Here is a 22,747-nt window from a genome sequence, read left to right on the forward strand (position 1 = left end):
CAAATCGGCTGGGTGGCCCGGCGCTGATGAATCGGCGTCACCGTGCGACTGATGTGAAACAGCCGCCGGTCGTGCCTCTGACATTTCGCTCTTGACGACTGATTGGGTTCTGGTGTTTCCTGAAACCGGTTTCAGAGCCACTAATAAATCCAATAAGCAGGTTTCAATCCGTGAATTCTTTCTCCGCCGCCCAGCGCAGCCGCGTGACCATGCTCGACGTTGCCGAACGCGCCGGGGTCTCCAAGGCCAGCGTCTCGCGTTTCATTGGCGAAGACCGTGCCCTGCTCTCCGAAGCCATCGCCCGGCGCATCGAGCAGGCCATCAACGAGCTGGGCTACCGGCCGAACCAGATGGCCCGCGGCCTCAAGCGCGGGCGCACACGCCTGATCGGCATGCTGGTGGCCGATATCCGCAACCCTTATTCGATTGCCGTGATGCATGGCGTGGAAACCGCCTGCCGTCGCCATGGCTACAGCCTGGTGGTGTGCAACACCGACCGCGATGACGAGCAGGAACGCCAGCACCTGGCGCTGCTGCGCGCCTACAACATCGAAGGGTTGATCGTGAACACCCTGGGGCATCACCGCGACGAGCTGTTCGAGTTGCGCAGCGAAATGCCGCTGGTGCTGGTAGATCGCAAGGTCGATCGGCTCGACAGCGACCTGGTCGGGCTGGACAACCCGGCGGCCATCGAAATGGCCCTCGATCACCTCGAACAACGGGGCTACCGCGATCTGTTGCTGGTAACCGAGCCGTTCGACGGCACCAGCTCGCGGATCGAGCGGGTCGAGAGTTTCAAGGCCGGCCTCCAACGGCGCCCTGCCCTGGCCGGCACCGTGGTGGAAACCTCCGATCAGTTGACCACGCGCATCAAGACCTTTCTTGCGCAGCCGGGCCCAGGCCCCAAGACATTGTTCTGCGCCAATGGCATTGCCGCCCTGGCCGCCACGACGGTGTTGCGCGAGTTGGGTTGTCACTTGTTCGACGATGTGGGCCTGCTCGCCCTCGATGACCTGGATTGGTACCCGTTGGTAGGCAGCGGCATCACGGCCCTGGCCCAACCGACCGCGGAGATCGGCGCCAGCGCGTTCGAATGCCTGCTCAAGCGCTTGCGGGGTGACAACGGGCCGGTGCGGACCCTGGATTTTGCGGCGCGGTTGATTGAGCGTGGGTCGACGCTTGGGAATGGTCGGTGATGGTGAGGGCCTGCTCGCGATGAGGCCCTAAAGCAAACCACCTTTTTTTGCACAAAACTGAAACCGGTTTCAGAGGTACAACAACAATGCACACCCCACCCGTCTCCATCAGTCTTTCCAGCTACGGCGCCGACCTGGTGCGCCAGCATGGCCAAGGCAGCTTCATCGATCTGCTGGCCGCCGCCGGTGCTTCGCGCATCGAATGGCGCGAAGAATTGCTCACCACCGAACACCCTGCGGAACTGGCCGTCGCTGCCCGGGCCCGGGGCCTGCACAGTATCTTCTCGTCGCCTCTGGAGCTGTGGCTCGCCGGCCAGCCCAGGCCCAACCCTGCCCTGGCACTCGCCCTGCAACGCGCCGAGGCGTTCGGTTCGACCTGGCTGAAAGTCTCCCTCGGTCACTTCACCGACTCCAATGACCTGTCGGCATTGGCCCAGGTGCTCTCCGCAAGCCCGGTGCAGTTATTGGTGGAAAACGACCAGACCTTGCAAGGCGGGCGGATCGAACCGTTGCAACGGTTCTTCACCGCCGTCGAATATCAAGGGTTGCCCGTTGCCATGACCTTCGACATCGGCAACTGGCAATGGCAGGACCAATCGGCCGCCGTGGCCGCCCGACAATTCGGACGGTATGTGGCCTATGTGCATTGCAAGGCCGTGGCCCGGCGCGCCGACGGCAAACTCGTCGCCGCGCCTCCGGCCATGACCGATCTGCATCTGTGGGAACAACTGCTCAAGCACATGCCTGCCGGCGTCATGCGCGCCGCCGAGTATCCGTTGCAAGGCGATGACTTGCTGCAATTGACCACCCGCCATGTCGCCACCCTGTCCCGTCTCGGGCAATCGCGCCGGGAGCCTGTCCATGTCTGAATTCGATGTGTTGTCGTTCGGCGAAACCATGGCGATGCTGGTGGCGGATCAGCGCGGTGACTTGGCCAGTGTCGACCAGTTTCATAAGCGTATCGCCGGGGCCGACAGCAACGTGGCCATCGGGCTGTCGCGACTGGGCTTCAAGGTCGCGTGGCTAAGCCGGGTCGGCGCCGATTCCCTGGGACGCTTCGTGACGCAGACGCTGGAGAACGAAGGCTTGGATTGTCGCCATGTGGCGGTCGACCCGGAGCACCCCACCGGCTTCCAGTTCAAATCCCTTACGGTTGATGGCAGCGACCCGCAAGTCGAGTATTTCCGGCGCAGTTCGGCGGCCAGTCATCTGTCCATCGACTCCATCGCCCCGGCGTTGCTTGACGCCCGACACCTGCACGCCACTGGCATCGTCCCGGCGCTGTCGGACAAGGCCCGCGAGATGTCATTTGAGCTGATGACCCGTATGCGCGAGGCCGGCCGCAGCCTGTCGTTCGACCCCAACCTGAGGCCAAGCCTGTGGCGCAGCGAGTCGATGATGATCACTGAAATCAATCGCCTCGCCGCCCTCGCCCACTGGGTCTTGCCGGGACTCGGCGAAGGCCGGCTGCTGACGGGTTTCGACGATCCGGCTGACATCGCCGCGTTCTACCTGGACCAAGGCGCCGAAATCGTCGTGATCAAGCTCGGCGCGGACGGCGCTTATTACCGCACGCCGCTGGACGAAGGCGTCATTGCCGGCGTGCCGGTAACCCAGGTGATCGACACCGTGGGCGCCGGGGATGGCTTCGCCGTCGGCTTGATCAGCGCATTGCTCGAAGGCCAGGCCATCACCGCGGCCGTGCAGCGCGCCAACTGGATTGGCAGCCGCGCGGTGCAGAGCCGCGGAGACATGGAGGGGTTGCCGACGCGCCTTGAGCTATTGGCCGAATTCAATGACGCCGATCGCGAGCAGGCTCGCTCCCACAGGGTCAGCGCAAATCCATGTGGGAGCGAGCCTGCTCGCGATTGAAGCCACCACAAACGCACCTGCTGCAACAAAAACAACAAGCTCAGGAGTCAATGACATGCAAACGCTCAACCTCGCCACCCGCCGCTGGTGGTACATCATGCCCATCGTGTTCATCACCTACAGCCTGGCCTACCTCGACCGGGCCAACTATGGCTTCGCCGCCGCCTCGGGCATGGCCGAGGACCTCATGATCACCCCAGGACTATCGTCGCTGCTGGGCGCACTGTTTTTCCTCGGCTACTTTTTCTTCCAGATACCCGGGGCGATCTACGCGCAAAAGCACAGCGTGAAGAAGCTGATCTTCGTCAGCCTGATCCTCTGGGGGTCACTGGCCACCCTGACGGGCATGGTCTCCAACGCCTACTGGCTGATCGTCATCCGCTTCATGCTTGGGGTGGTCGAGGCCGCAGTAATGCCGGCGATGCTGGTGTACCTGTGTCACTGGTTCACTCGGGCCGAACGGTCGCGCGCCAATACCTTCCTGATCCTTGGCAACCCGGTGACCATGCTGTGGATGTCCGTGGTCTCGGGTTACCTGGTGCAGCAATTCGACTGGCGTTGGATGTTCATCATCGAAGGTTTGCCGGCGGTGCTCTGGGCCTTTGTCTGGTGGCGCCTGGCCGATGATCGCCCAGCCCAGGCCAAGTGGCTCAACGACCAGGAAAAACACGACCTGGAAAGTGCCTTGGCGGCCGAACAGGTCGGCATCAAAGCAGTGAAGAACTACGCCGAGGCCTTCCGCTCGCCCAAGGTGGTCATCCTGGCGTTGCAATTTTTCTGCTGGAGCATCGGCGTCTATGGGTTTGTGCTGTGGTTGCCGTCGATCCTCAAGGCCGGCCTGCAGATGAACATGGTCGAGGCCGGCTGGCTGTCGTCCTTGCCGTACCTGGCGGCGGTGATCGGCATGCTGGTGGTGTCCTGGGCGTCGGACAAGGCACAGAAGCGCAAGCGTTTCGTCTGGCCGCCGCTGCTGATCGCCTCCATCGCGTTCTACGCCTCCTACCTGCTGGGGGCCGAGCACTTCTGGTGGTCCTATGGCTTGCTGGTGATTGCCGGCGCTTGCATGTATGCGCCGTACGGGCCGTTCTTCGCCATCGTTCCGGAAATCCTCCCGGCCAATGTCGCCGGCGGTGCCATGGCCTTGATCAACAGCATGGGCGCGCTGGGCTCGTTCGGCGGCTCGTACCTGGTGGGCTACCTCAACGGCACCACTGGCTCCCCCGGCATGTCCTTCCTGCTGATGAGCGGTGCGTTGCTGCTGTCGGTGGTCCTGACCCTCGCCCTCAAGCCTGGCGCCAGCGACCGGACCGTCTCCCACCCCGCGACGCCCAACCCGGCGCCCGCCCGTTCCTGAATCGAGACCCATCCCATGAAAAAGCACGTGGTGTTGTACAAAAAACTGTCAGCGCAACTGATGGAACGCCTGCAAGCCCAGGCCCAAGTCACGCTCATCGAACGCCTCGACGCCCAGGGCCTGACACAACTGCGCGACGCCCTGCCCAGCGCCCACGGCCTGCTGGGCGCGAGCCTCAAGCTCGACGCGGCGCTGCTGGACCTGGCGCCGAACCTGCAAGCCATCGCCAGCGTCTCGGTGGGGGTCGACAACTACGACATCGATTACCTGACCGAACGCCGGATCCTGCTCAGCAATACCCCGGACGTGTTGACCGAGACCACCGCAGACACCGGTTTCGCGCTGATCCTGGCGACCGCCCGGCGCGTGGTGGAGCTGGCCAATCAGGTCCGCGCAGGCAGGTGGCAACAGAGCATCGGCCCCCAGCATTTCGGCACCGACGTCCATGGCAAGACCCTGGGCATCATCGGCATGGGGCGCATCGGCGAAGCCCTGGCCCAGCGCGGGCACTTCGGCTTCGGCATGCCGGTGCTCTACCACAGCCATTCGCCCAAGCCTGCGGTCGAGCAGCGGTTCGGCGCACGTTATTGCAGTCTCGAAACGCTGTTGCAGCAGGCGGATTTCATCTGCCTGACCTTGCCGCTGACAGCCGAGACCCACGGGCTGATCGGCGCCCAAGCGTTCGCGCAGATGCGTCCCGAGAGCATCTTCATCAATATTTCCCGGGGCAAGGTGGTGGATGAAGCGGCGTTGATCGAAGCCCTGCGCAACCAGCAGATCCGTGGCGCGGGGCTGGATGTGTTCGAGCGCGAACCCTTGAATGCCGATTCGCCGCTGTTGCAGATGGACAACGTGGTCGCGACGCCGCACATGGGCTCGGCCACCCATGAGACCCGGGAGGCAATGGCACGCTGTGCGGTGGACAACCTGCTGACGGCGTTGGCGGGGGAACGGCCGGTGAATCTGGTGAATGCGGGGGCGTGGGTAGGCTGAGTTGTTGCCGCCTGCGAATATGCCATCGCGAGCAGGGTCGCGATGGCAACTGTGTTCCTTTAAATGCGCACGCAACACAATTTTTCCGGGCACACCTGCCTTAAAACACAACTACCAGATTATCCTTTTGATCCTTTCTTAAAATAATATAAACACCCCAAACGGCGAGAACAGTAGAGAAAAACCACACTTTCAACAAAGCAGCTACATTCCTACGCCTCCCTCCTACTAAACGGCAAGAACGAACCTACGTCAGCCTCGGAAGTCGCGCAATAGCCTTCACCCAACCCCAATGTTATTAATTAATCACTTGCGAACACACGCAAGTTGGGCGCTCGCGTCGCGACGCTCATTAACTACATTGGAGTAAATCGACATGGGCAGAAAACGCTCTGAAATAAATAACACCTTTTTTGGCCTGCCACAGGCATTAGGGCTTTCTGAGGATCTCCTCGCAACGGAAGCCGATTTTTTTGCGTCGCTGACTAACTAAATCAGTGACCGATTAAATATCGGCGAACAGATGCCGAAAGGATCTCCTTTCGGCATCCTTTAAAGGAGACCCACATGTCAGAACGAGAACTATCACCCACCGAAGCGCTATTCAATATAATGTCCACGCTCCATGCACTGGGCCTCAGTGCCGTAACACGGTACACGACACCATCCAAGCTAGTGGCGACTGCCGAACTGTTTGATGGCAACGATAATCTCGTTGAATCGGGGGCTGGCAAGGGGCCCGACTCACTATTAGGCGCGCTGGCAGAAAGCATTGAACACTTCAGCACGTTTCAGCCTCTTGCTGATGCTCCCATACGATACCGCTCCGATAAGATAGCTACTCAAAAAGCAGTTACAGACGATGGAATCTTTACCAGCCTGCCTCACACCGAAAAATTAATCGAATGTTTCAGACTTACCTCGCTCAACAATAATGAAGAGCTATTCGCACCGTGCGTCCTTCTATGCCCTGAAACGACGCAAAACATCCACGAAGATTCGAATTCCGCAATGCGCTTTCTATCTCGCTACTCATCAAACTCAGGAATTGCTTTCGGTTGCACAGAGAACGAAGCACTGTTACATGGTACCCACGAAACAATCGAGAGGCATATCCTGTCTCTTTTCTACATGGCTGTCTGTGGCCTCGGTCCGGCAATGGAACTGTACACACCTTCTACCGCGTTGCTTGAAACAGCGCTGACGAGCCAACCCGCTGCCTTGGCGTCAGCGAACAGACTGCAAGTGATCATTATCAAGGACGTGCTGTCAGTTTATTTTGCAGTGGCATTTCCCAAGGCGGGCCCTGGAGGTCACCATCTTTCACCCATCGGTTCCGGATGCTCGCTTGAAATCCATACCGCAATTCAGAGGGCAGTTACTGAACAGTTCCAGTCCGAGGAATTATATGATGCCACTGAAGAATCCATAGATAGAGAAACCTTTGACCTATTATCTAAATCAAGGCATCTGAAACACTTGATTGACTTCGCACCACTCATAAGAGCGACACTTCCCACAATTGACTCCCCTGCACATATCGACTCCCCGACAGTCTCCGAACAATTAGAAAAACTGCAAAAAAACCTATCAAGCAAAAGAATGAAAATATTCCACCGAACGGTGGCTCGCTTTTCAGGCAACAGCATCGTCACTCAAATCTACATCCCCGGACTTGAGCGCTTCAATATCATTAGAAACGGTCGCCTGGTGGTGCCTCAGTACGTATTACGCGGTTGAACTATCGAACACAAAGCAACCAGGAGCGAGTACATGCACAGCATTAGGGCAATGATAAAAAACGCCTATAAAAAACACACCAAACTTCTGATGATAACTATAATCACCATCATCGCACTTAAACTGATTACACTTGCCCCTCCGCTATTACTCGGAACCATCATCGACACGCTGCAAGGCAATGTAAATCCAGCATCCAGCACCCTGCTCGCACTGACGGCAGGCCTGATTGCCGCGGGATGCATTCATGCCGCCATCACTCCTCTGCAAATCCACGCGCTGTCTAAGTTGGTACAAAACATTATCATGAACGCTTCCATTGGGTGGATCACAGAACTCATCGGCAAAGAGTTTTCGTCATTCAACTCCTGGAGAATCGGCCATTTCATCAAATCGGTCGAGCGCGGAATTACTGCGCACGAACAACTACTCACTTTCATTGTGACCATTGCACTTCCCGTACTTTTGGAATTCATAGTTGTTGGAACTGCTTTTATTTACATTGGAGGCGGTGAAATTTTTTTGAGCATGACGGCGTTCGGAGTTATCTATCTGGCTGCCACCCATCACATTATCAAATGGCGAAGAAAGCACATCGATGCAGTCAATGAACAGGAAGATGAGTTAAGTGCCCACCTCTACAACACCCTCAACGCCGGGAAAAACATAAAACTGGAAAGTGCCATACCTACTGCCCTGCACCCGTTGAACGCGGCGTTCGGGCGTTATGCCAACGCCGCAGTGACTACGGCATCATCTGGCGGCCTGCTGAGCACCGCCAAGATATTGTTCGTAAGCCTTTCCACTGGGGGATTGCTCTACTGGGGCGTCGTAGACCAGCTTTCGGGCCAGCCCAGTATCAGTGTCGGGCAGCTGGTTGCCATTTTTTCAATCGCGGGGAGCTACCTGCTCAGTATTTCAACCTTGACTGAAGGGTATCGTGTTCTCGATCAGTTTCTTGCAGACCAGCGTCAATTTCAGGGTCTGCTATCGCTTCCGGATTTCGATCGCAGCAATCGGCTGGCCTGGGTTGATTTCCAGCGGTCCTCAGTTCTGGAACTCGACCCCTGCGAAGTGGCAGGAACGGGACCGCTTCGCCTGTCGATCAAGCGCTCCCTGGCATTTGCCCAAGGGCAGTCAGTGGCTGTTACGGGCCCTAGCGGCGCAGGCAAAACCACTTTTCTGGAAGTCCTCGCCGGGCTTGATGCATCAATGCGTGACCAACTGAGTATCGACTCGGTACCGGTCTCACTTTTGACCGGTCAAGCTCACTTGGATGCCTTGAGATACTGCCCCCAACAACCACGGTTCCTGGAAGGCTCTTTTGAACAATCGGTTCTGTTCGGAAGCAGCGCATCGCCCATTTTATCCAGAGCCATACGACAACTGGAACTGGATGAGATCGTGGCTACACGGCAGGTCAGCGAAAATGCATCGAATATCTCCGGAGGCGAAGCCAAACGCCTATCGCTACTGCGCCTGATCAACAAGCCTGGAAAATTCAATATGTTCGACGAGCCAAGCGCATCCATCGAACCCAGGTTGACCACGCCCCTTTGGGACCTGTTATTCGAGGTTTTTGCCGGGCAGGGATTGATATGTGTCACCCACGACGTTGATCACCTGCATCGGTTTGACCGGGTCATTGTGATGCATGCTGGGGCAATCGTGGAGGATGGTCCGTGGCGGGAGCTGGTCGACAGACCAGCAATCAAGCTGCTGGTGGATGAGATTCGGATGCAAAACTAGCGAAGATTGGAGGTGTATGTGCCGCCATCATCGCGAGCAAGCTCGGCTCCCACAGTTGTTTTGGAGTGGCCTCAGGATTCGCATATGCCGCAGATCTCCTGTGGGAGCGAGCCTGCTCGCGATGGCAGTCTGCCTGGGACGACGATGCTGGATGTGCCGGCCTCTTCGCGAGCAGGCTCGCTCCCACACTGGATCCGTGGCGTTCCTGAATCCCGCGCGCACCGCCACTGCCGTTGTGGGAGCTGAGCTTGCTCGCGATGGCGGTGGGTCAGGCTGCATTGAAGGTGTATGTGCCGCCGTCATCGCGAGCAAGCTCGGCTCCCACACTGATCTCGGGTGTACACCACAGATCCCTGTGGGAGCGGGCTTGCTCGCGAAAGCGGTGTGTCAGTTGACGAAAATGTTGCCTGACACTGCGTCTTCGCGAGCAAGCCCGCTCCCACAACGACTCCAAACCGATCACAAATCCGCACACCAGACAAAATCCCGTTAGTCGCCACCCCCTGCCATGCATTAAAGTAACGCCCCCAGCCCCGGCGTTATCCGAACGCCTGGGGCCACCCTTTCCAGGAACAGTCACCGATGGAACATCGTGAAGCGCTGCTGGCGCTGCGAACCTTTCTTTCAACGCAGATTCTCGGCCAGGAAAAACTCATCGAGCGCCTGCTCATCGCCCTGCTCGCCGATGGTCATATGCTGGTGGAAGGCGCGCCTGGGCTGGCAAAAACCAAGGCCATCAAAGAGTTGGCCGAAGGCATTGAAGCGCAATTCCATCGCATTCAGTTCACCCCTGACCTACTGCCTGCCGACATCACCGGCACCGAAATCTACCGGCCAGAAACCGGCAGTTTCGTGTTCCAGCAAGGGCCGATTTTCCACAACCTGGTGCTGGCGGACGAAATCAACCGCGCCCCGGCCAAGGTCCAGTCGGCCCTGCTCGAAGCCATGGCCGAGCGTCAGGTCAGTGTCGGGCGCAGCACGTATGAGCTGTCGCCGCTGTTCCTGGTAATGGCCACGCAGAACCCGATCGAGCAGGAAGGCACCTACCCGCTGCCCGAAGCCCAGCTCGACCGGTTCCTGATGCACGTCAAGATCGGTTTTCCCGATGCCGCCGTGGAACGCCGCATTCTCCAGCAGGCCCGGGGTGAAGCGCTGAACGGCGAGACCAAGCCCGAACGTCGCGTGAGCCAGCAGGCGATCTTCTCCGCACGCAAGGAAATCCTCGGCTTGTACATGGCCGACGCCGTGGAGGAATACCTGGTGCAACTGATCATGGCCACCCGCAACCCCGCCAAGTTCGACCCGGAGATGGCCGAGTGGATCGCCTACGGCGCCAGCCCGCGGGGCTCCATTGCCCTCGACCGCTGCGCCCGCGCCCATGCCTGGCTGGCCGGACGCGACTTTGTCAGCCCGGAAGATATCCAGGCCGTGCTGTTCGACGTGCTGCGCCATCGCATCATCCTGTCGTTCGAAGCCGAGGCCGCCGGCATCGACCAGGACCGGGTCGTGCAGCGGATTCTCGACGTCGTCGCTGTCGCTTGAGCATGCGTCATGAATAACCCCCTAGCGCCCGCACCGGGCATCCGCGTCAGCCTTTCGGAGCTGATCGAGATGCGCCATCGCGTGCGCGAGGTGCAATTGTTCTCGACACCAGGCCAACGCAGCCCGCTGATCGGCCTGCATCACTCCAAGCTGCGTGGACGCGGGGTGGATTTCGACCAGGTGCGGGTCTACCAGGCCGGCGACGACGTGCGCACCATTGACTGGCGCGTCACCGCCCGGACCCAGGAGCCCCACACCAAGCTGTTCCACGAAGAACGCGAGCGGCCGATCTTCATCATGATCGAGCAAAGCCACCGGCTGTTCTTCGGCTCGGGGTTGATGTTCAAGTCGGTGCTCGCCGCCCAGGCCGCCAGCCTGATCGGCTGGGCCGCGCTAGGGCACAACGACCGGGTCGGCGGCCTGGTGTTCGGCAACAACACCCATTACGAGGTCAAGCCGCGGCGCAGCAAACAGAGCCTTCTGCAATTGCTCAACCGGCTGGTGCGGGTCAACCAATCGCTGCACACCGAGGGCGAGCCGGACCGCGACTCGTTCGGCATCGCCCTGCGTCGAGCCCGGGAAGTGCTGCGGCCCGGCAGCCTGGTGATCGTGATTTGCGACGAGCGCGCCTTGTCCGACAGCGCCGAGCAGCAACTGAGCCTGCTGTCGCGCCATTGCGACCTGTTGCTGCTGCCGCTGTCGGACCCACTGGACCACGCCTTGCCCGCCGCCGGCTTGCTGCGTTTCGCCCAGCGCGATGCCCAACTGGAGCTCGACACCCTGAATGTCGAGTTGCGCCAGGCCTATCGCGCCCAGGCCGACGCTCGCCAGGAGCGCTGGGAGCTGCTGGCGCAGAAGCTGCGAATCCTGATGATGCCCCTGAGCACCCAGGGCGACATGGTCGAACAACTGCGCGAATACCTGAACCCCAAGCGGGCCGGGAAAAGCCGATGAGCAGTCTCGATCAACTGCAACCGTTGATGGCGCCACCGCCCATCGGCTTCTGGCCACCCGCGCCGGGCTGGTGGTTGCTGCTGGTGCTGTTGCCGCTGCTGGGCCTGGGGCTGTGGCATTTGCGCCGCTTCATTCCCGCCAAGCGCACCACGGACCGCAATGAGCAACCCCTGGACCCGGTGCGCGTGGCCGCCCTGGCCGAACTCGCCCGGCTGCCCAAACCCTACGACGGCGCGCCGGCCGGTGCCTGGCTGCAGCAGCTCAACGGGCTGCTCAAGCGCCTGTGTCGCAATCACTATCCCTACAGCCAGAGCCACACCCTCAATGGGCGCAAATGGCTGGCCTTCCTCGACAACCGTTGCCCGGCCGCCGGCCTGACGCGCTGGATGGTACTGGTGGAAGGCGCCTACAAGCCCGAATGCAAGCTCGACGACAAAGCCATCGCCGGCCTGACCCAGGCGGTGGAAATCTGGATTCGCAAACATGTTTGAATTTGCCTGGCCATGGGTGTTCGCCCTGTTGCCGTTGCCCTGGCTGATGCGCCTGGTGCTGCCGGCGGCCGACAGCGGCGAGCCGGCGCTCAAGGTCAGTTTCCTCGGCGACCTGGAAGGCTTGGTGGGCCGTCGGGCCCGGGCCAATCTGCCAACCTGGCGACAACAGGCACCTTTTATCCTGCTCTGGCTGCTGTTGCTGATCGCCGCCGCCCGACCGCAGTGGTTGGGGGAACCGTTGCCCATTGCCGCCAGCGGTCGCGACCTGCTGGTGGCGGTGGACGTCTCCGGTTCCATGGACTTTCCCGACATGCAGTGGAAGGAGGAAGAAGTCAGCCGCCTCACGCTGGTCCAGCACATGCTCGGGGATTTTCTCGAAGGCCGCGAAGGTGACCGGGTCGGCCTGATCCTGTTTGGCAGCCAGGCCTACTTGCAGGCGCCGCTGACCTTCGACCGTCGCACCGTGCGGCGTTGGCTCGACGAGGCGCGCATCGGTATCGCCGGCAAGAATACCGCGATTGGCGACGCCATCGGCCTGGCCCTCAAGCGCCTGCGCCAGCGTCCGGCCCACAGTCGCGTGTTGATCCTGGTCACCGACGGTGCCAACAACGGCGGCGAAATCGATCCATTGACTGCGGCGCAGCTGGCCGCCGACGAAGGCGTGAAAATCTACCCGATCGGCATCGGTGCCGACCCGGAACAAAGCGGCACGGCGGGCTTCCTCGGCGTCAACCCGAGCCTGGACCTCGACGAGCCGACCCTCAAGGACATTGCCCAGGTCACGGGCGGTCGTTATTTCCGCGCCCAGGATGGTGAGCAACTGCTGGCGATCAAGGCCACCCTCGACCAGCTCGAACCGGTGACCCAGCAACCGACCCAAGCGCGCCCTGCCCTGGCGCTGTATCACTGGCCCCTGACCGTTGCACTGTTGCTGAGCGTGCTGCTGGCGGCCCGGACGCGCTGGCCGGACAATCCACTGCAGCGCCTGCTCAACCAGGCGCTGTTCAAACCGGCCCAACACACCGAGTGGCGTCAACGGCTCAAGCGGCTGCGCTTGCGGAGGCGTCGATGATCGCCCTCTGGCCACACTGGCTGCGCCCCTGGTTCGTGTTGCTGCTGCCGTTGCTGGGCTGGTTGCTCTGGCAACTGTGGCATCGACAGAAGCGAGTGGGCCGCTGGCAGATGATCTTGCCGCCGGCCTTCCACGCCGTGCTGCTCAGCGGTGGCACGGGTCGGGAAAGCCGGCTGCCATGGATCGCCCTGGGACTGGGTTGGCTGTTGATCGTGCTGGCGTTGCTGGGGCCGAGCTGGGCGCGGGTCGAGCAGACCAGCCAGAAACCCGCCGATCCGCTGGTGGTGATACTGGAGCTGACCCCGGAAATGCTCGCCACCGACGTCCCGCCGACGCGCCTGGAGCAGGCTCGGCGCAAGCTGCTGGACCTGCTGCAGAACCGCAGCGATGCCCAAACCGCGATCATTGTCTATGCCGGCAGCGCCCACACGCTGGTGCCGCTGTCCGACGACCTGGCCACCAGCGCCAATCTGCTCGAAGCCCTCGCACCGTCGATCATGCCCCAAGGCGGTCATCGCGCCGACCTGGCAGTGCATAAAGCCATGGCCCTGTTGGACCAGGGTGAACTCGGCCACGGTCGGATCCTGCTGATCGGTTCGTCGTTGAACGAACAGGAACGTGAAGGCATCCGCCAAGTCCTGGACGGTTCCGCCACGCAATGGCTGATGCTGGGCATCGGCACCCGGGAAGGCGCACCGGTGGCCCAGGAAGATGGCAGTTACCTCAAGGATGCCCAGGGTTCGATCCTGGTGCCGCGCCTGGACAGCCCGGGCCTCAAGGCCTTCGCCAACGAATTGGACGGTCGCTACCGACCGGCGCGGCTTGACGACAGCGACCTGCGCGGCCTGGGCCTGCTGGACGGTCCTCGCCATCTGCGCAGTGACGGCCAGACGTTGCGCCTGGACACCTGGGCCGACCAGGGTTATTGGCTGCTCCTGCCATTGTTGCTGCTGGCCGCCTGCGCCGGACGTCGCGGCTGGCTGTTCTGCCTGCCGCTGCTGTTCGTGTTGCCGCAAACCGGCCACGCCTTCGAATTCCAGGACCTGTGGTTGCGCGCCGATCAACAGGGCCAGCACTTGCTCAAGCAAAAGCGCCCCGCCGAAGCCGCCGCCCGCTTCGAGGACAGCCAATGGCAAGGCGTCGCCCTTTACGAAGCCGGTCAATACAGCGAAGCCGCCCGGCGCTTCGCCGAAGGCAACGACGCCCGTGCCCACTACAATCGTGGCAACGCCCTGGCCAAGAGCGGTGAGCTGGAGGCCGCACTGGATGCCTACGAACAAGCCCTGGAATTGCAACCCGACCTGCGCCCGGCCCAGACCAACAAGGCGCTGGTGCAGAGCCTGTTGAAGGAGCAGGCACCACCGGCGCCAGAGCCCAAGCCCGCGGAAAACGAGGAACCAGCCCCCTCCGAGCAAGCGCCGGATAGCACTTCGACGAGCCAGTCTTCCGAACCGGGACAGCCATCCACCGAGACCACCGCGACGCCGGACGAATCCCAGCCCCCACGGGCCGCACAGCCGCCCACCGCCCAGGATGTGCCGGGCAGCGAGCTGCCTGACGAACAGACCACCACGCCGCCGCTGCGTCCCGCCGGCGGCCAGCGCAATGAAGAAGAACAACGCCAGGCCATGGAACAATGGTTGCGCCAGATCCCGGATAACCCCGGCGAGCTGCTCAGGCGTAAATTCTGGTATGAACAGCAAAGCCATCAGGCCCAGGGAAAAACCCCATGACCCGCTTCACCGCCTACCTCCTCGTGTTGCTGCTCTGGGCCTCTGGAACCCAGGCTGCACAGCTGACGGCCAGTGTGGACCGCAGCCGCCTGAACTCCGGGGAAACGGTGGAACTGACCCTGGAATCCAATGACGCCACGTTGTTCGGAAAACCCGACCTGGGCCCGCTCCAGGCCTTGTTCGATGTGCGCGGCACCCGCCAGGTCAATCAGTTGACGACCCTCGACGGCGAGAACCGCGCCACCACCCGCTGGATCATCACCTTGCTGCCACGTCGGAGCGGCACCGTGGTCATTCCGCCGCTGCAACTGGGCGAAGTGAGCACTCAGCCGATCACCCTGCAAGTCATCGAAAGCGAAACCCGCAACGCCTCGGGAACCCTGGCGCCAGTGTTCATCGAGGCCAGCCTCGACCAGCGCGACGTGTATGTGCAGGCCCAAGCGATCCTGACCCTGCGCATCTACCATTCGGTGTCGCTGTATGACGACAGCAGCCTGACGCCGCTGCACATCCCCGATGCGCGCACCGAACAACTGGGTGAATCGCGCACCTACGAAAAAGTCATCAACGATGTACGCCATGGCGTCATCGAACTGCGTTATGGCATCTACCCGCAGCGCAGCGGCGAGCTGACGATTCCGGCCCAGACCTTCAGTGCCACCCTGGTCGAACCGGTGGCCCAGGACGCCGCCCCTTCAGGCCCCAAGCCCGGCCAATTGATGCGGGTCAGCTCCGAGCAACTGCTGCTGAGCGTCAAACCCAAGCCGGCCAGCTACCCGGCCGACGTGCCCTGGCTGCCGGCACGCAGCCTGTCGTTGAGTGAAAGCTGGAGCCCGGAGCCGACCCACAGCCAGGTCGGCGATTCCCTGACCCGAAGCCTGACCCTGGAAGCCGAAGGCCTGGCCAGCGCCCAGTTGCCGCCGTTGCCGGCCACCGAGATCAATGGCCTGCGGCGTTATCCAGACCAACCGGTACTGAGCAGCCGCAGCAGTGAACGCGGACTGGTGGGCAGCCGCGAGGACCGCGAGGCACTGGTGCCCAACCGCAGCGGCACCATCGAGCTGCCACCGGTGGAAGTGGTCTGGTGGAACACCCTGGAAGATCATCTGGACCGCACCAGTCTCCCGGCGCGGACCCTGCAAGTGGCGAACAATCCAAGCCTGATGGTGGATACTCCGGCCAGCACGACACAGATCGTGACCACGGTGGACAGCGAGACCCTGTGGTATTGGCAACTGAGCAGCCTGATCCTGGCCTGCACGACGCTGCTCGGCTTCGGCTTGTGGTGGCGCGCCCGTTGGCAGCCGGCGATCCTGCGCTCGACCCAGGCCGGACCGAGCCCACGCACCCTGCTGGACGACCTCAAGCGCACCTGCCTGGCCAACGATCCCCACGCCACTCGCCAAGCCCTGGACGCCTGGGCCCGCCAGCAACCGGAAACCCTGGCCGACATGGCCGCGCGTTTCGTGCCGCTGTCCGACGCCCTCGACGGTCTCAACGGCGCGCTCTACAGCGAAACCGGCCAGCATTGGCAAGGCGAAGACTTGTGGCGGGCCATCCGTACCATTCCGCCCACCGAAGGGGCGCTGGATTCGGCCGGTGATTCCGGATTGCCGCCGCTTTATCCCAAATAACCCAAACTTCTGTTTTGCAGCCTCCACAGCCTTTTCAGCTTTTCAGCTTTTGTGGCGAGGGAGCTTGCTCCCGCTGGGCTGCGCAGCAGCCCCTTTTTGGCGATTGCTACGCAATCGAGCGGGAGCAAGCTCCCTCGCCACAGGGTCGTGTTCAGATAGATCCAATGAAGTTGAACAGATCCTCCCCTCCGTTTCCCAGTAAACTCTCCTTCTTTTAGCCGCCCTCCTCTTCAACGCGGCCATCATCTGTTTCTGGAGTTCACCTTGCGTCTGTTTCACACCTCCGACTGGCACCTGGGGCAAAATCTGCACGGCCAGGAACGCGATTTCGAACACGCCTGCTTCCTCGATTGGCTGCTGCGTCAGCTGAGCCAGGAAAAGCCCGACGTGCTGCTGATCGCTGGTGACATCTTCGACACCGTCAACCCGCCGGTCAAAGCCCAGGAGCGCCTGTACGATTTCATCGTCAGCGCCCATGAACAAAACGCCAACCTGACCATCGTGATGATCGCCGGCAACCACGACTCCGGCTCGCGCATCGAATTGCCCGCGCCGCTGATGCGCCGCTTGCGCACCCACGCCTTGGGCCGGGTGCTGTGGCTGGACGACGGCCAATTGGACGTCGAGCGGCTGTTATTGCCGCTGCCCGATGCCAAGGGCAAGGTCAAGGCGTGGTGCCTGGCCCTGCCGTTCCTGCGCCCCGCCGAAGTCACCGGCGCGCAATTGGGTGACGACTACCTGCGGGGCATCGGCCAGGTGCATGAGTGGCTGATCGCCGCCGCCAACAGCAAGCGCAAGAAAGGCCAGGCGCTGATCGCCGTCAGCCATGCGCACATGGCCGGCGGTTCGGTGTCCGAGGATTCCGAACGCAGCCTGATCATCGGCAACGCCGAGGCCCTGCCCGCCAGCCTGTTCGGCCCGAGCATCAGCTACGTCGCCCTCGGCCACTTGCACAAGCCGCAGAAGGTCAACGGTGAAGAACGTATCCGCTACAGCGGCTCGCCAATCCCACTGTCGTTCTCGGAGATTGGCTACCAGCACCAGATTCTCGACGTCACGCTGGACGGCGAGACGTTGGTCAAGGTCGAACCACGCCTGATTCCTCGGGCCGTCAACCTGCAACGCCTGGGTCCGGCGCCCTTGGCCGATATCCTCGGGCAACTCAAGGAATTGCCTGACATCGACCTGCTGGCCGACATCCAGCGCCAACCCTGGCTGGAGGTGCGGGTGCGCCTCGACGAACCACAGCCAGACCTGCGCCACCAGGTTGAAACCGCATTGCAAGGCAAGGCCGTGCGCCTGGTGCGGATCGGCGCCGAGTACGCCGGCAACGGTGGCACTGGCGGCGCCGATGACGACGGTGCGTTGGTGGAGCTGGATCAGCTCAGCCCGCAGGAACTGTTCAGCCGCGCCTGGCAGGACACCTACGGCAACGAAGTGGATGAACAAACCCTCAAGGACTTTGCCGTGCTGTTGCAAGACGTGCAGATGGAGAGCGAGCAGCCATGAAGATTCTCGCGATCCGCCTCAAGAACCTGGCGTCCCTGGCCGGGCCTTTTGAAATCGATTTCACCGCCGAACCCTTGGCCAGCGCCGGCCTGTTCGCCATTACCGGCCCCACGGGCGCCGGCAAGAGCACGCTGCTCGACGCCTTGTGCCTGGCGCTGTTCGGCGCCGTGCCGCGCCTCAACAACACCGGTCGCGACGCCAAGGTGCCGGACGTCGATGGCGAGATCGCCACGGGCGACCCGCGCACGCTGTTGCGCCGTGGCACCGGCGACGGTTTTGCCGAAGTGGATTTTCGTGGCATCGACGGGCGCCGCTATCGGGCCCGCTGGGAAGCCAATCGCGCCCGGGAAAAGGCCGGCGGCAAGTTGCAAGCCAGCCGCCAGAGCCTGCGGGACCTGGACAACGATCAACTGCTGGCGAGCCAGAAAGGCGAATACAAGACCCAGCTCGAAGCCGCCCTGGGCCTGAACTTCGAGCAGTTCACCCGCGCCGTGTTGCTGGCCCAGAGCGAGTTCAGCGCGTTCCTCAAGGCCGATGACAACGACCGCAGCGAACTGCTGGAAAAACTCACCGACACCGCCCTGTATACCCGCCTAGGCCGCCGCGCCTTCGACAAGGCCAAACAAGCCAAGGACAGCCACCGGCAATTGCAAGACCAGGCCAGCGGCGTCACACCGCTGGCTCCCGAAGCCCGGGCCGAGCTGGACCAGCGCTTCAACGACGCCCAGCAGCAGCTCAAGACCCAGCAGGCGCAGCTCAAGCAACTGGAACAGCAACACACCTGGCTGCGGGACCTGCGCCAGTTGCAGGACGAACACGCCAGCGCCGCCGAGCAGTTGCAACAGGCCCAGGTCGATTGGGACGCCCTGGCCGACAAACGCCTGAAACTGACCCGCCTGGAACAACTGGCACCCCAGCGCCATCAATTCATCCGCCAGGCAGAACTGCGCCGACAGCTCGACCCTTTGGCCGGGCAGATCCAGCAGCTCACCCAACAGCAGATCGACTTGCATGAACAACAGGCCGAACTGGAAAAACGCCTGGACGCCGCGCAACTGGCACAGGCCGCAGCCCGGCAACAGAGCAGCGACTGCGCGCCGTTGCTGCGCCAGGCCTTTGAAGAGCAAAGCAGCCTGGCCCGCCTCGCCAAGGACACCAGCCAGGCCGCCGAGCGCCAGGAACAGGCGCAACAGGCGTGCACCGAAGGCCAGCGCACCATCGATACCTTGCTCGATCAGCAAAAACAGGTGGCCGAGCGCTTGCAGCGCATCGCCGGCGAACTTGAGCAAAGCACCCACCTGGCGCCGCTGAGCGACGCCTGGAACGCCTATCGCGATCGCCTCCAACAACTGATGCTGATCGGCAATCGCCTGAACCAGGGCCAGGCCGAACTCGCCACCTTGGAACACAGCGCCGCCCGCGCCGCCGAAGAACTGGCCAGCCGCCGGCAAGACCTCGAGGTACTGTACAAGGAAGCGGGCGCCGAGCCCGACGCGGTGGCCGAACAGATCCAGTTGCTCGGCAATTTGCTGCAAGACAACCGCAAGCAACTGCGCGCGTTCGAAGAACTGACCCGGCTATGGGCCAGTCAGCTAGAGCTGGACAAACGCGGCGCCGAACTCGAACAACGCCAGCAACAAGCGTTGCAGGAACGTGATCGCTTGGTGCGTGAGGGCGGCGAAGCCAAGGCCGAACTGACCATCGCGGAGCAGGCCCTGACCGTGACCCGCGAACTGCTGGCACGCCAGCGCCTGGCCCGCAGCGAAAGCGTCGAGCAACTGCGCGCCCAGTTGCAGGACAAGCAACCCTGCCCGGTGTGCGGCAGCGTCGAGCATCCTTATCATCAACCCGAAGCCCTGCTGGAAAACCTCGGGCGCTTCGATGAATCCGAAGAGGCCAACGCCCGCAAAGCCGTCGAACTGCTCAATGAAAAAGTCATCGAGCTACGGGCGCAGTACAGCGGCGTCATGGCCCAGCTCAAGGAGCTCAAACAGCAGCAGGAGCAGCTCGCCAGCCAGCAACAGGGCTTGGCGCCCAGCCTGCAAGCCCACCCGCTGTCGGCGCAACTGCTGGCCCAGGATTCGAGCAAGCGCGACGCCTGGCTTGCCCAGCAGAACAGCCAACTGCACCAGCACATCAGCCAGGACGAACAACGGCAAGCCGCCCTGCTGACCCTGCAGCAAGACGCCGCCCGGATGGGCCAGCGCCTGCGCGAGGCCGAAGTCGCCAGCCAACAGGCCTCACAGCACCTGGACAACCAGCAGCAAGCGCTGGCCCGCGACCGCCAGCGCCTGGACGAGGAATTGAGCCACTTCAGCACCCTGCTGCCGGCGGATACCTTGCAGGCGTTGCGCAGCGATCCCGCCGCGACCTTCTTGCAGCTCGACCAGCAGATCGCCCAGCGCCTGGCGCAACTGGACCAGCAACGCGACGAACTGGGCGAACAGCTCCAGCGCCAGCAGACCCTGGAAAAAGAACAGGACCGCCAGCAGACTCGCGTCCAGCAACTGGACGCGGCCCGCGTGCAATTCAGCACCTTGAGCGAGCAACAGCAGGCCGGCCAGGAAAAACTCGCGCAACTGCTCGGTGAGCACATCAGCGCCGAACATTGGCAACAACAACTCGACCAGAGCCTCGAACAGACCCGGGAGGCCGAGGCAGCGGCCAATCAGCAGTTGCAGCAATTGCGCAACAACCTCGTGCAACTGGCCGCCGAACTCAAGGCCCGCCAGGAACAGGCACAATCCCTGGACCATGAACTTCAAGCCCTGGCTACGGGCATCGCGCAGTGGCGCACCGGTCATCCTGAACTGGACGATGCCGCCCTCGAAAGCCTGCTCAGCCTGGACGAACAACAGGTCAGCCAGTTGCGCCAGCGCTTGCTCAACAGCGAAAAAGCCATCGAACAGGCCCGCGTCCTGCTCACCGAGCGCGAGCAACGCCTGCACAATCACCAGGCCCAGCACAACGGCAACCTGGCCGCCGAGCAACTCGCCGAAGCCCTCACCGAGCTGCAAGCGCAATTCTCCGCCAGCGAACAGCGTTGCGCCGAACTGCGCGCCGAACAGGCCGAGGACCAGCGCCGGCAGAACGCCAACCAGGCCCTGGCCCAGCAGATCGACCAGGCCTACGCCGAATACCAGCGCTGGGCACGCCTCGATGCCCTGATCGGCTCGGCCACCGGTGATCGTTTCCGCAAGCTGGCCCAGGCCTACAACCTCGACTTGCTGGTGCACCACGCCAATGCCCAACTGCGGCAACTGGTGCGCCGCTACCGGCTCAAGCGCGGCGGCAGCATGCTCGGGTTGCTGGTGATGGACACGGAAATGGGCGATGAACTGCGCTCGGTGCATTCGTTGTCCGGCGGCGAAACCTTCCTGGTCTCCCTCGCCCTGGCCTTGGGCCTGGCCTCGATGGCGTCCAGCACCTTGAAGATCGAATCGCTGTTCATCGACGAAGGCTTCGGCAGTCTCGACCCCGAATCGCTGCAACTGGCGATGGACGCCCTCGACGGTTTGCAGGCCCAGGGTCGCAAGGTCGCGGTGATCTCCCACGTGCAGGAAATGCACGAGCGGATCCCGGTGCAGATCCAGGTGCGGCGACAGGGCAACGGGCTGAGCACGGTGGAAGTGAAATGAGCCGCGCCACGCTCTACTCCTTCCGCCGCTGCCCCTACGCGATGCGGGCGCGCATGGCCTTGCGCTACAGCGCGGTCGAGGTGACGATTGTCGAAGTCAGCCTGAAGGCCAAGCCCGCCGAGATGCTCGCCCTCTCCAGCAAAGGCACGGTGCCGGTGCTGCAAGTCGATAACCGGGTGATCGATGAAAGCCTGGAGATCATGGGCTGGGCCTTGGACCTGCATGATCCGCAAGACTGGAGGCTACGGGACGACCCCGAAGGTCAGGCGCTGACAGCGGCGTTGGTCGAGGAAAACGACCGGGTGTTCAAGCTTCACTTGAATCGCTACAAATACCCCGAACGCCATCCCGAGTACTCGAAGGAACATTACCGTAGCGAGGGTGAAAATTTTCTGCGCAGACTGGAGGCATTGCTTGAAGCCCGGCCATTCCTGGCGGCGGAGCACCCGAGCCTGGCCGACGTGGCCGTGCTGCCCTTCATACGGCAGTTCGCCCATGTCGACCGCGACTGGTTTGCCCAGGCGCCCTATCCTCGGCTACAGGACTGGCTGCAGGGGTTTCTGGATTCCGAGCTGTTCGTGGCGATCATGGCTAAGTAACCATTTGCCCAGTTAGCGCGGTTTTTGTGGGTAATGAGCTTCTATGGCTAAGGAGGCTTTTGTGGCGAGGGAGCTTGCTCCCGCTGGGCTGCGCAGCAGCCCCCTTTTAGCGATTGCTATGCAATCGAGCGGGAGCAAGCTCCCTCGCCACAAAGGCAATCATGCAGCCCATTGCTGTCTGATCCAATCAGTCGCCCAACAAGCTCAACAATCGCTCACGCGCAACTTCCAGCTCACCGGGAACGGGCTGGGCCGCCGAGACAATAGGGGCGGAATAGAGGAACAGCAGCATCACTGCCAGACGCATCGCCATGGTGTCGATCCTTATTGGTAAGGAGTCAATTAACGAGCGTCAAATTTAAACACATGGCCATGTGATATCACAACGGTGATTTTCAACCCTACGCACGAAGCCTGCGATCTTTTCTCTCCCCCGGTATCCAGGTAGGAAACGAAAAGATCGCAGGCTTCAAGGGTCAGCGTTATTCAGTGTTGGGTCTTGTGGTCCAGCGCCGCATAGAAGTTGGCGCTTTGTTGCAGGTACTTCTCGGTGTAGCTCTGGGTGCGGTTTTTCTTGTCGCTGATCTCGATGCTGGCACTGGCTGGCAATGCCACGTTGGCGGAGATGGCGGACGCGGCGATCACGGAAAAAAGATTCAGGTTCATGGCGG

General features: G+C 61.9%; 18 protein-coding genes. 16 read left to right on the forward strand and 2 right to left on the reverse strand.

All coding sequences use genetic code 11. The annotated features are described in order from the left end of the window. Positions 1-170 precede the first annotated feature (170 nt). The 16 genes from HU715_RS10755 (at position 171) to HU715_RS10830 (ending at position 22,076) form a co-directional block, all read left to right on the forward strand. A complete protein-coding gene (locus tag HU715_RS10755; protein ID WP_186704899.1) occupies positions 171-1,196 on the forward strand; it encodes a LacI family DNA-binding transcriptional regulator in 1,026 nt (341 codons plus the stop codon). 86 nt (positions 1,197-1,282) lie between these two features. Beyond that, positions 1,283-2,065, forward strand: coding sequence for a sugar phosphate isomerase/epimerase family protein (locus HU715_RS10760; protein WP_186704898.1), 783 nt, complete (start codon positions 1,283-1,285; stop codon positions 2,063-2,065). Continuing rightward, the gene (locus tag HU715_RS10765; RefSeq protein ID WP_186704897.1) at positions 2,058-3,068 is read left to right on the forward strand and encodes a sugar kinase; all 1,011 of its coding nucleotides are present in this window, start codon (positions 2,058-2,060) and stop codon (positions 3,066-3,068) included. The genes HU715_RS10760 and HU715_RS10765 overlap by 8 nt, the downstream gene beginning before the upstream one ends. Before the next feature lie 55 nt (positions 3,069-3,123). Continuing rightward, positions 3,124-4,422 (forward strand): MFS transporter, encoded by a 1,299-nt coding sequence (locus HU715_RS10770; protein WP_186704896.1) that lies wholly within the window; start codon positions 3,124-3,126, stop codon positions 4,420-4,422. A gap of 15 nt (positions 4,423-4,437) precedes the next feature. Then, positions 4,438-5,415 carry an NAD(P)-dependent oxidoreductase gene (locus HU715_RS10775; protein WP_186704895.1) on the forward strand — a complete coding sequence of 326 codons (978 nt, stop codon included), beginning with the start codon at positions 4,438-4,440 and terminating at the stop codon, positions 5,413-5,415. A 567-nt stretch (positions 5,416-5,982) separates the two neighbouring features. Further along, a complete protein-coding gene (locus tag HU715_RS10780) occupies positions 5,983-7,155 on the forward strand; it encodes a YcaO-like family protein (RefSeq protein WP_225917588.1) in 1,173 nt (390 codons plus the stop codon). A gap of 33 nt (positions 7,156-7,188) precedes the next feature. Then, on the forward strand, positions 7,189-8,904 hold the full coding sequence (locus tag HU715_RS10785) for an ATP-binding cassette domain-containing protein (protein WP_186704894.1): 1,716 nt from the start codon (positions 7,189-7,191) through the stop codon (positions 8,902-8,904). Positions 8,905-9,486: 582 nt separating this feature from the next. Further along, complete coding sequence (locus tag HU715_RS10790) at positions 9,487-10,446, forward strand: AAA family ATPase (protein ID WP_039589986.1); 960 nt, start codon at positions 9,487-9,489, stop codon at positions 10,444-10,446. Positions 10,447-10,455: 9 nt separating this feature from the next. Continuing rightward, the gene (locus tag HU715_RS10795) at positions 10,456-11,400 is read left to right on the forward strand and encodes a DUF58 domain-containing protein (RefSeq protein ID WP_053119738.1); all 945 of its coding nucleotides are present in this window, start codon (positions 10,456-10,458) and stop codon (positions 11,398-11,400) included. Continuing rightward, positions 11,397-11,891 carry a DUF4381 domain-containing protein gene (locus tag HU715_RS10800; protein ID WP_186704893.1) on the forward strand — a complete coding sequence of 165 codons (495 nt, stop codon included), beginning with the start codon at positions 11,397-11,399 and terminating at the stop codon, positions 11,889-11,891. Before HU715_RS10795 ends, HU715_RS10800 begins: the two co-directional genes overlap by 4 nt. Beyond that, positions 11,884-12,963 (forward strand): vWA domain-containing protein, encoded by a 1,080-nt coding sequence (locus tag HU715_RS10805; RefSeq protein WP_186704892.1) that lies wholly within the window; start codon positions 11,884-11,886, stop codon positions 12,961-12,963. Before HU715_RS10800 ends, HU715_RS10805 begins: the two co-directional genes overlap by 8 nt. Further along, a complete protein-coding gene (locus HU715_RS10810; protein ID WP_186704891.1) occupies positions 12,960-14,696 on the forward strand; it encodes a tetratricopeptide repeat protein in 1,737 nt (578 codons plus the stop codon). The genes HU715_RS10805 and HU715_RS10810 overlap by 4 nt, the downstream gene beginning before the upstream one ends. Further along, positions 14,693-16,330, forward strand: a complete 1,638-nt coding sequence (locus tag HU715_RS10815) for a BatD family protein (protein WP_186704890.1) — start codon at positions 14,693-14,695, stop codon at positions 16,328-16,330. Before HU715_RS10810 ends, HU715_RS10815 begins: the two co-directional genes overlap by 4 nt. Positions 16,331-16,594: 264 nt before the next feature. Continuing rightward, positions 16,595-17,839: an exonuclease SbcCD subunit D C-terminal domain-containing protein gene (locus tag HU715_RS10820; RefSeq protein WP_186704889.1), complete on the forward strand. Its 1,245-nt coding sequence runs from the start codon at positions 16,595-16,597 to the stop codon at positions 17,837-17,839. Next, positions 17,836-21,477, forward strand: a complete 3,642-nt coding sequence (locus HU715_RS10825; protein WP_186704888.1) for an AAA family ATPase — start codon at positions 17,836-17,838, stop codon at positions 21,475-21,477. Before HU715_RS10820 ends, HU715_RS10825 begins: the two co-directional genes overlap by 4 nt. Further along, complete coding sequence (locus HU715_RS10830; RefSeq protein ID WP_186704887.1) at positions 21,474-22,076, forward strand: glutathione S-transferase; 603 nt, start codon at positions 21,474-21,476, stop codon at positions 22,074-22,076. The genes HU715_RS10825 and HU715_RS10830 overlap by 4 nt, the downstream gene beginning before the upstream one ends. A gap of 187 nt (positions 22,077-22,263) precedes the next feature. Here HU715_RS10830 and HU715_RS27450 read toward each other — a convergent pair whose 3' ends face one another. Then, positions 22,264-22,389: a hypothetical protein gene (locus HU715_RS27450; protein WP_264083858.1), complete on the reverse strand. Its 126-nt coding sequence runs from the start codon at positions 22,387-22,389 to the stop codon at positions 22,264-22,266. Positions 22,390-22,562: 173 nt separating this feature from the next. After that, the gene (locus tag HU715_RS10835; protein WP_186704886.1) at positions 22,563-22,742 is read right to left on the reverse strand and encodes a hypothetical protein; all 180 of its coding nucleotides are present in this window, start codon (positions 22,740-22,742) and stop codon (positions 22,563-22,565) included. Between the last annotated feature and the right edge of the window lie 5 nt (positions 22,743-22,747).

This window comes from Pseudomonas zanjanensis, assembly GCF_014268745.2.
Classification (GTDB): Bacteria; Pseudomonadota; Gammaproteobacteria; order Pseudomonadales; family Pseudomonadaceae; genus Aquipseudomonas; species Aquipseudomonas zanjanensis.

What these genes read in the sequence shown, in the direction of transcription:
- HU715_RS10760 (WP_186704898.1), top strand. Translation starts at nt 1,283, where the DNA reads ATGCACACCCCACCCGTCTCCATCAGTCTTTCCAGCTACGGCGCCGAC.
- HU715_RS10770 (WP_186704896.1), top strand. Translation starts at nt 3,124, where the DNA reads ATGCAAACGCTCAACCTCGCCACCCGCCGCTGGTGGTACATCATGCCC.
- HU715_RS10780 (WP_225917588.1), top strand. Translation starts at nt 5,983, where the DNA reads ATGTCAGAACGAGAACTATCACCCACCGAAGCGCTATTCAATATAATG.
- HU715_RS10825 (WP_186704888.1), top strand. Translation starts at nt 17,836, where the DNA reads ATGAAGATTCTCGCGATCCGCCTCAAGAACCTGGCGTCCCTGGCCGGG.
- HU715_RS10785 (WP_186704894.1), top strand. Translation starts at nt 7,189, where the DNA reads ATGCACAGCATTAGGGCAATGATAAAAAACGCCTATAAAAAACACACC.
- HU715_RS10805 (WP_186704892.1), top strand. Translation starts at nt 11,884, where the DNA reads ATGTTTGAATTTGCCTGGCCATGGGTGTTCGCCCTGTTGCCGTTGCCC.
- HU715_RS10765 (WP_186704897.1), top strand. Translation starts at nt 2,058, where the DNA reads ATGTCTGAATTCGATGTGTTGTCGTTCGGCGAAACCATGGCGATGCTG.
- HU715_RS10795 (WP_053119738.1), top strand. Translation starts at nt 10,456, where the DNA reads ATGAATAACCCCCTAGCGCCCGCACCGGGCATCCGCGTCAGCCTTTCG.
- HU715_RS10815 (WP_186704890.1), top strand. Translation starts at nt 14,693, where the DNA reads ATGACCCGCTTCACCGCCTACCTCCTCGTGTTGCTGCTCTGGGCCTCT.
- HU715_RS10830 (WP_186704887.1), top strand. Translation starts at nt 21,474, where the DNA reads ATGAGCCGCGCCACGCTCTACTCCTTCCGCCGCTGCCCCTACGCGATG.
- HU715_RS10835 (WP_186704886.1), bottom strand. Translation starts at nt 22,742, where the DNA reads ATGAACCTGAATCTTTTTTCCGTGATCGCCGCGTCCGCCATCTCCGCC.
- HU715_RS10800 (WP_186704893.1), top strand. Translation starts at nt 11,397, where the DNA reads ATGAGCAGTCTCGATCAACTGCAACCGTTGATGGCGCCACCGCCCATC.
- HU715_RS10775 (WP_186704895.1), top strand. Translation starts at nt 4,438, where the DNA reads ATGAAAAAGCACGTGGTGTTGTACAAAAAACTGTCAGCGCAACTGATG.
- HU715_RS10790 (WP_039589986.1), top strand. Translation starts at nt 9,487, where the DNA reads ATGGAACATCGTGAAGCGCTGCTGGCGCTGCGAACCTTTCTTTCAACG.
- HU715_RS10810 (WP_186704891.1), top strand. Translation starts at nt 12,960, where the DNA reads ATGATCGCCCTCTGGCCACACTGGCTGCGCCCCTGGTTCGTGTTGCTG.
- HU715_RS27450 (WP_264083858.1), bottom strand. Translation starts at nt 22,389, where the DNA reads ATGGCGATGCGTCTGGCAGTGATGCTGCTGTTCCTCTATTCCGCCCCT.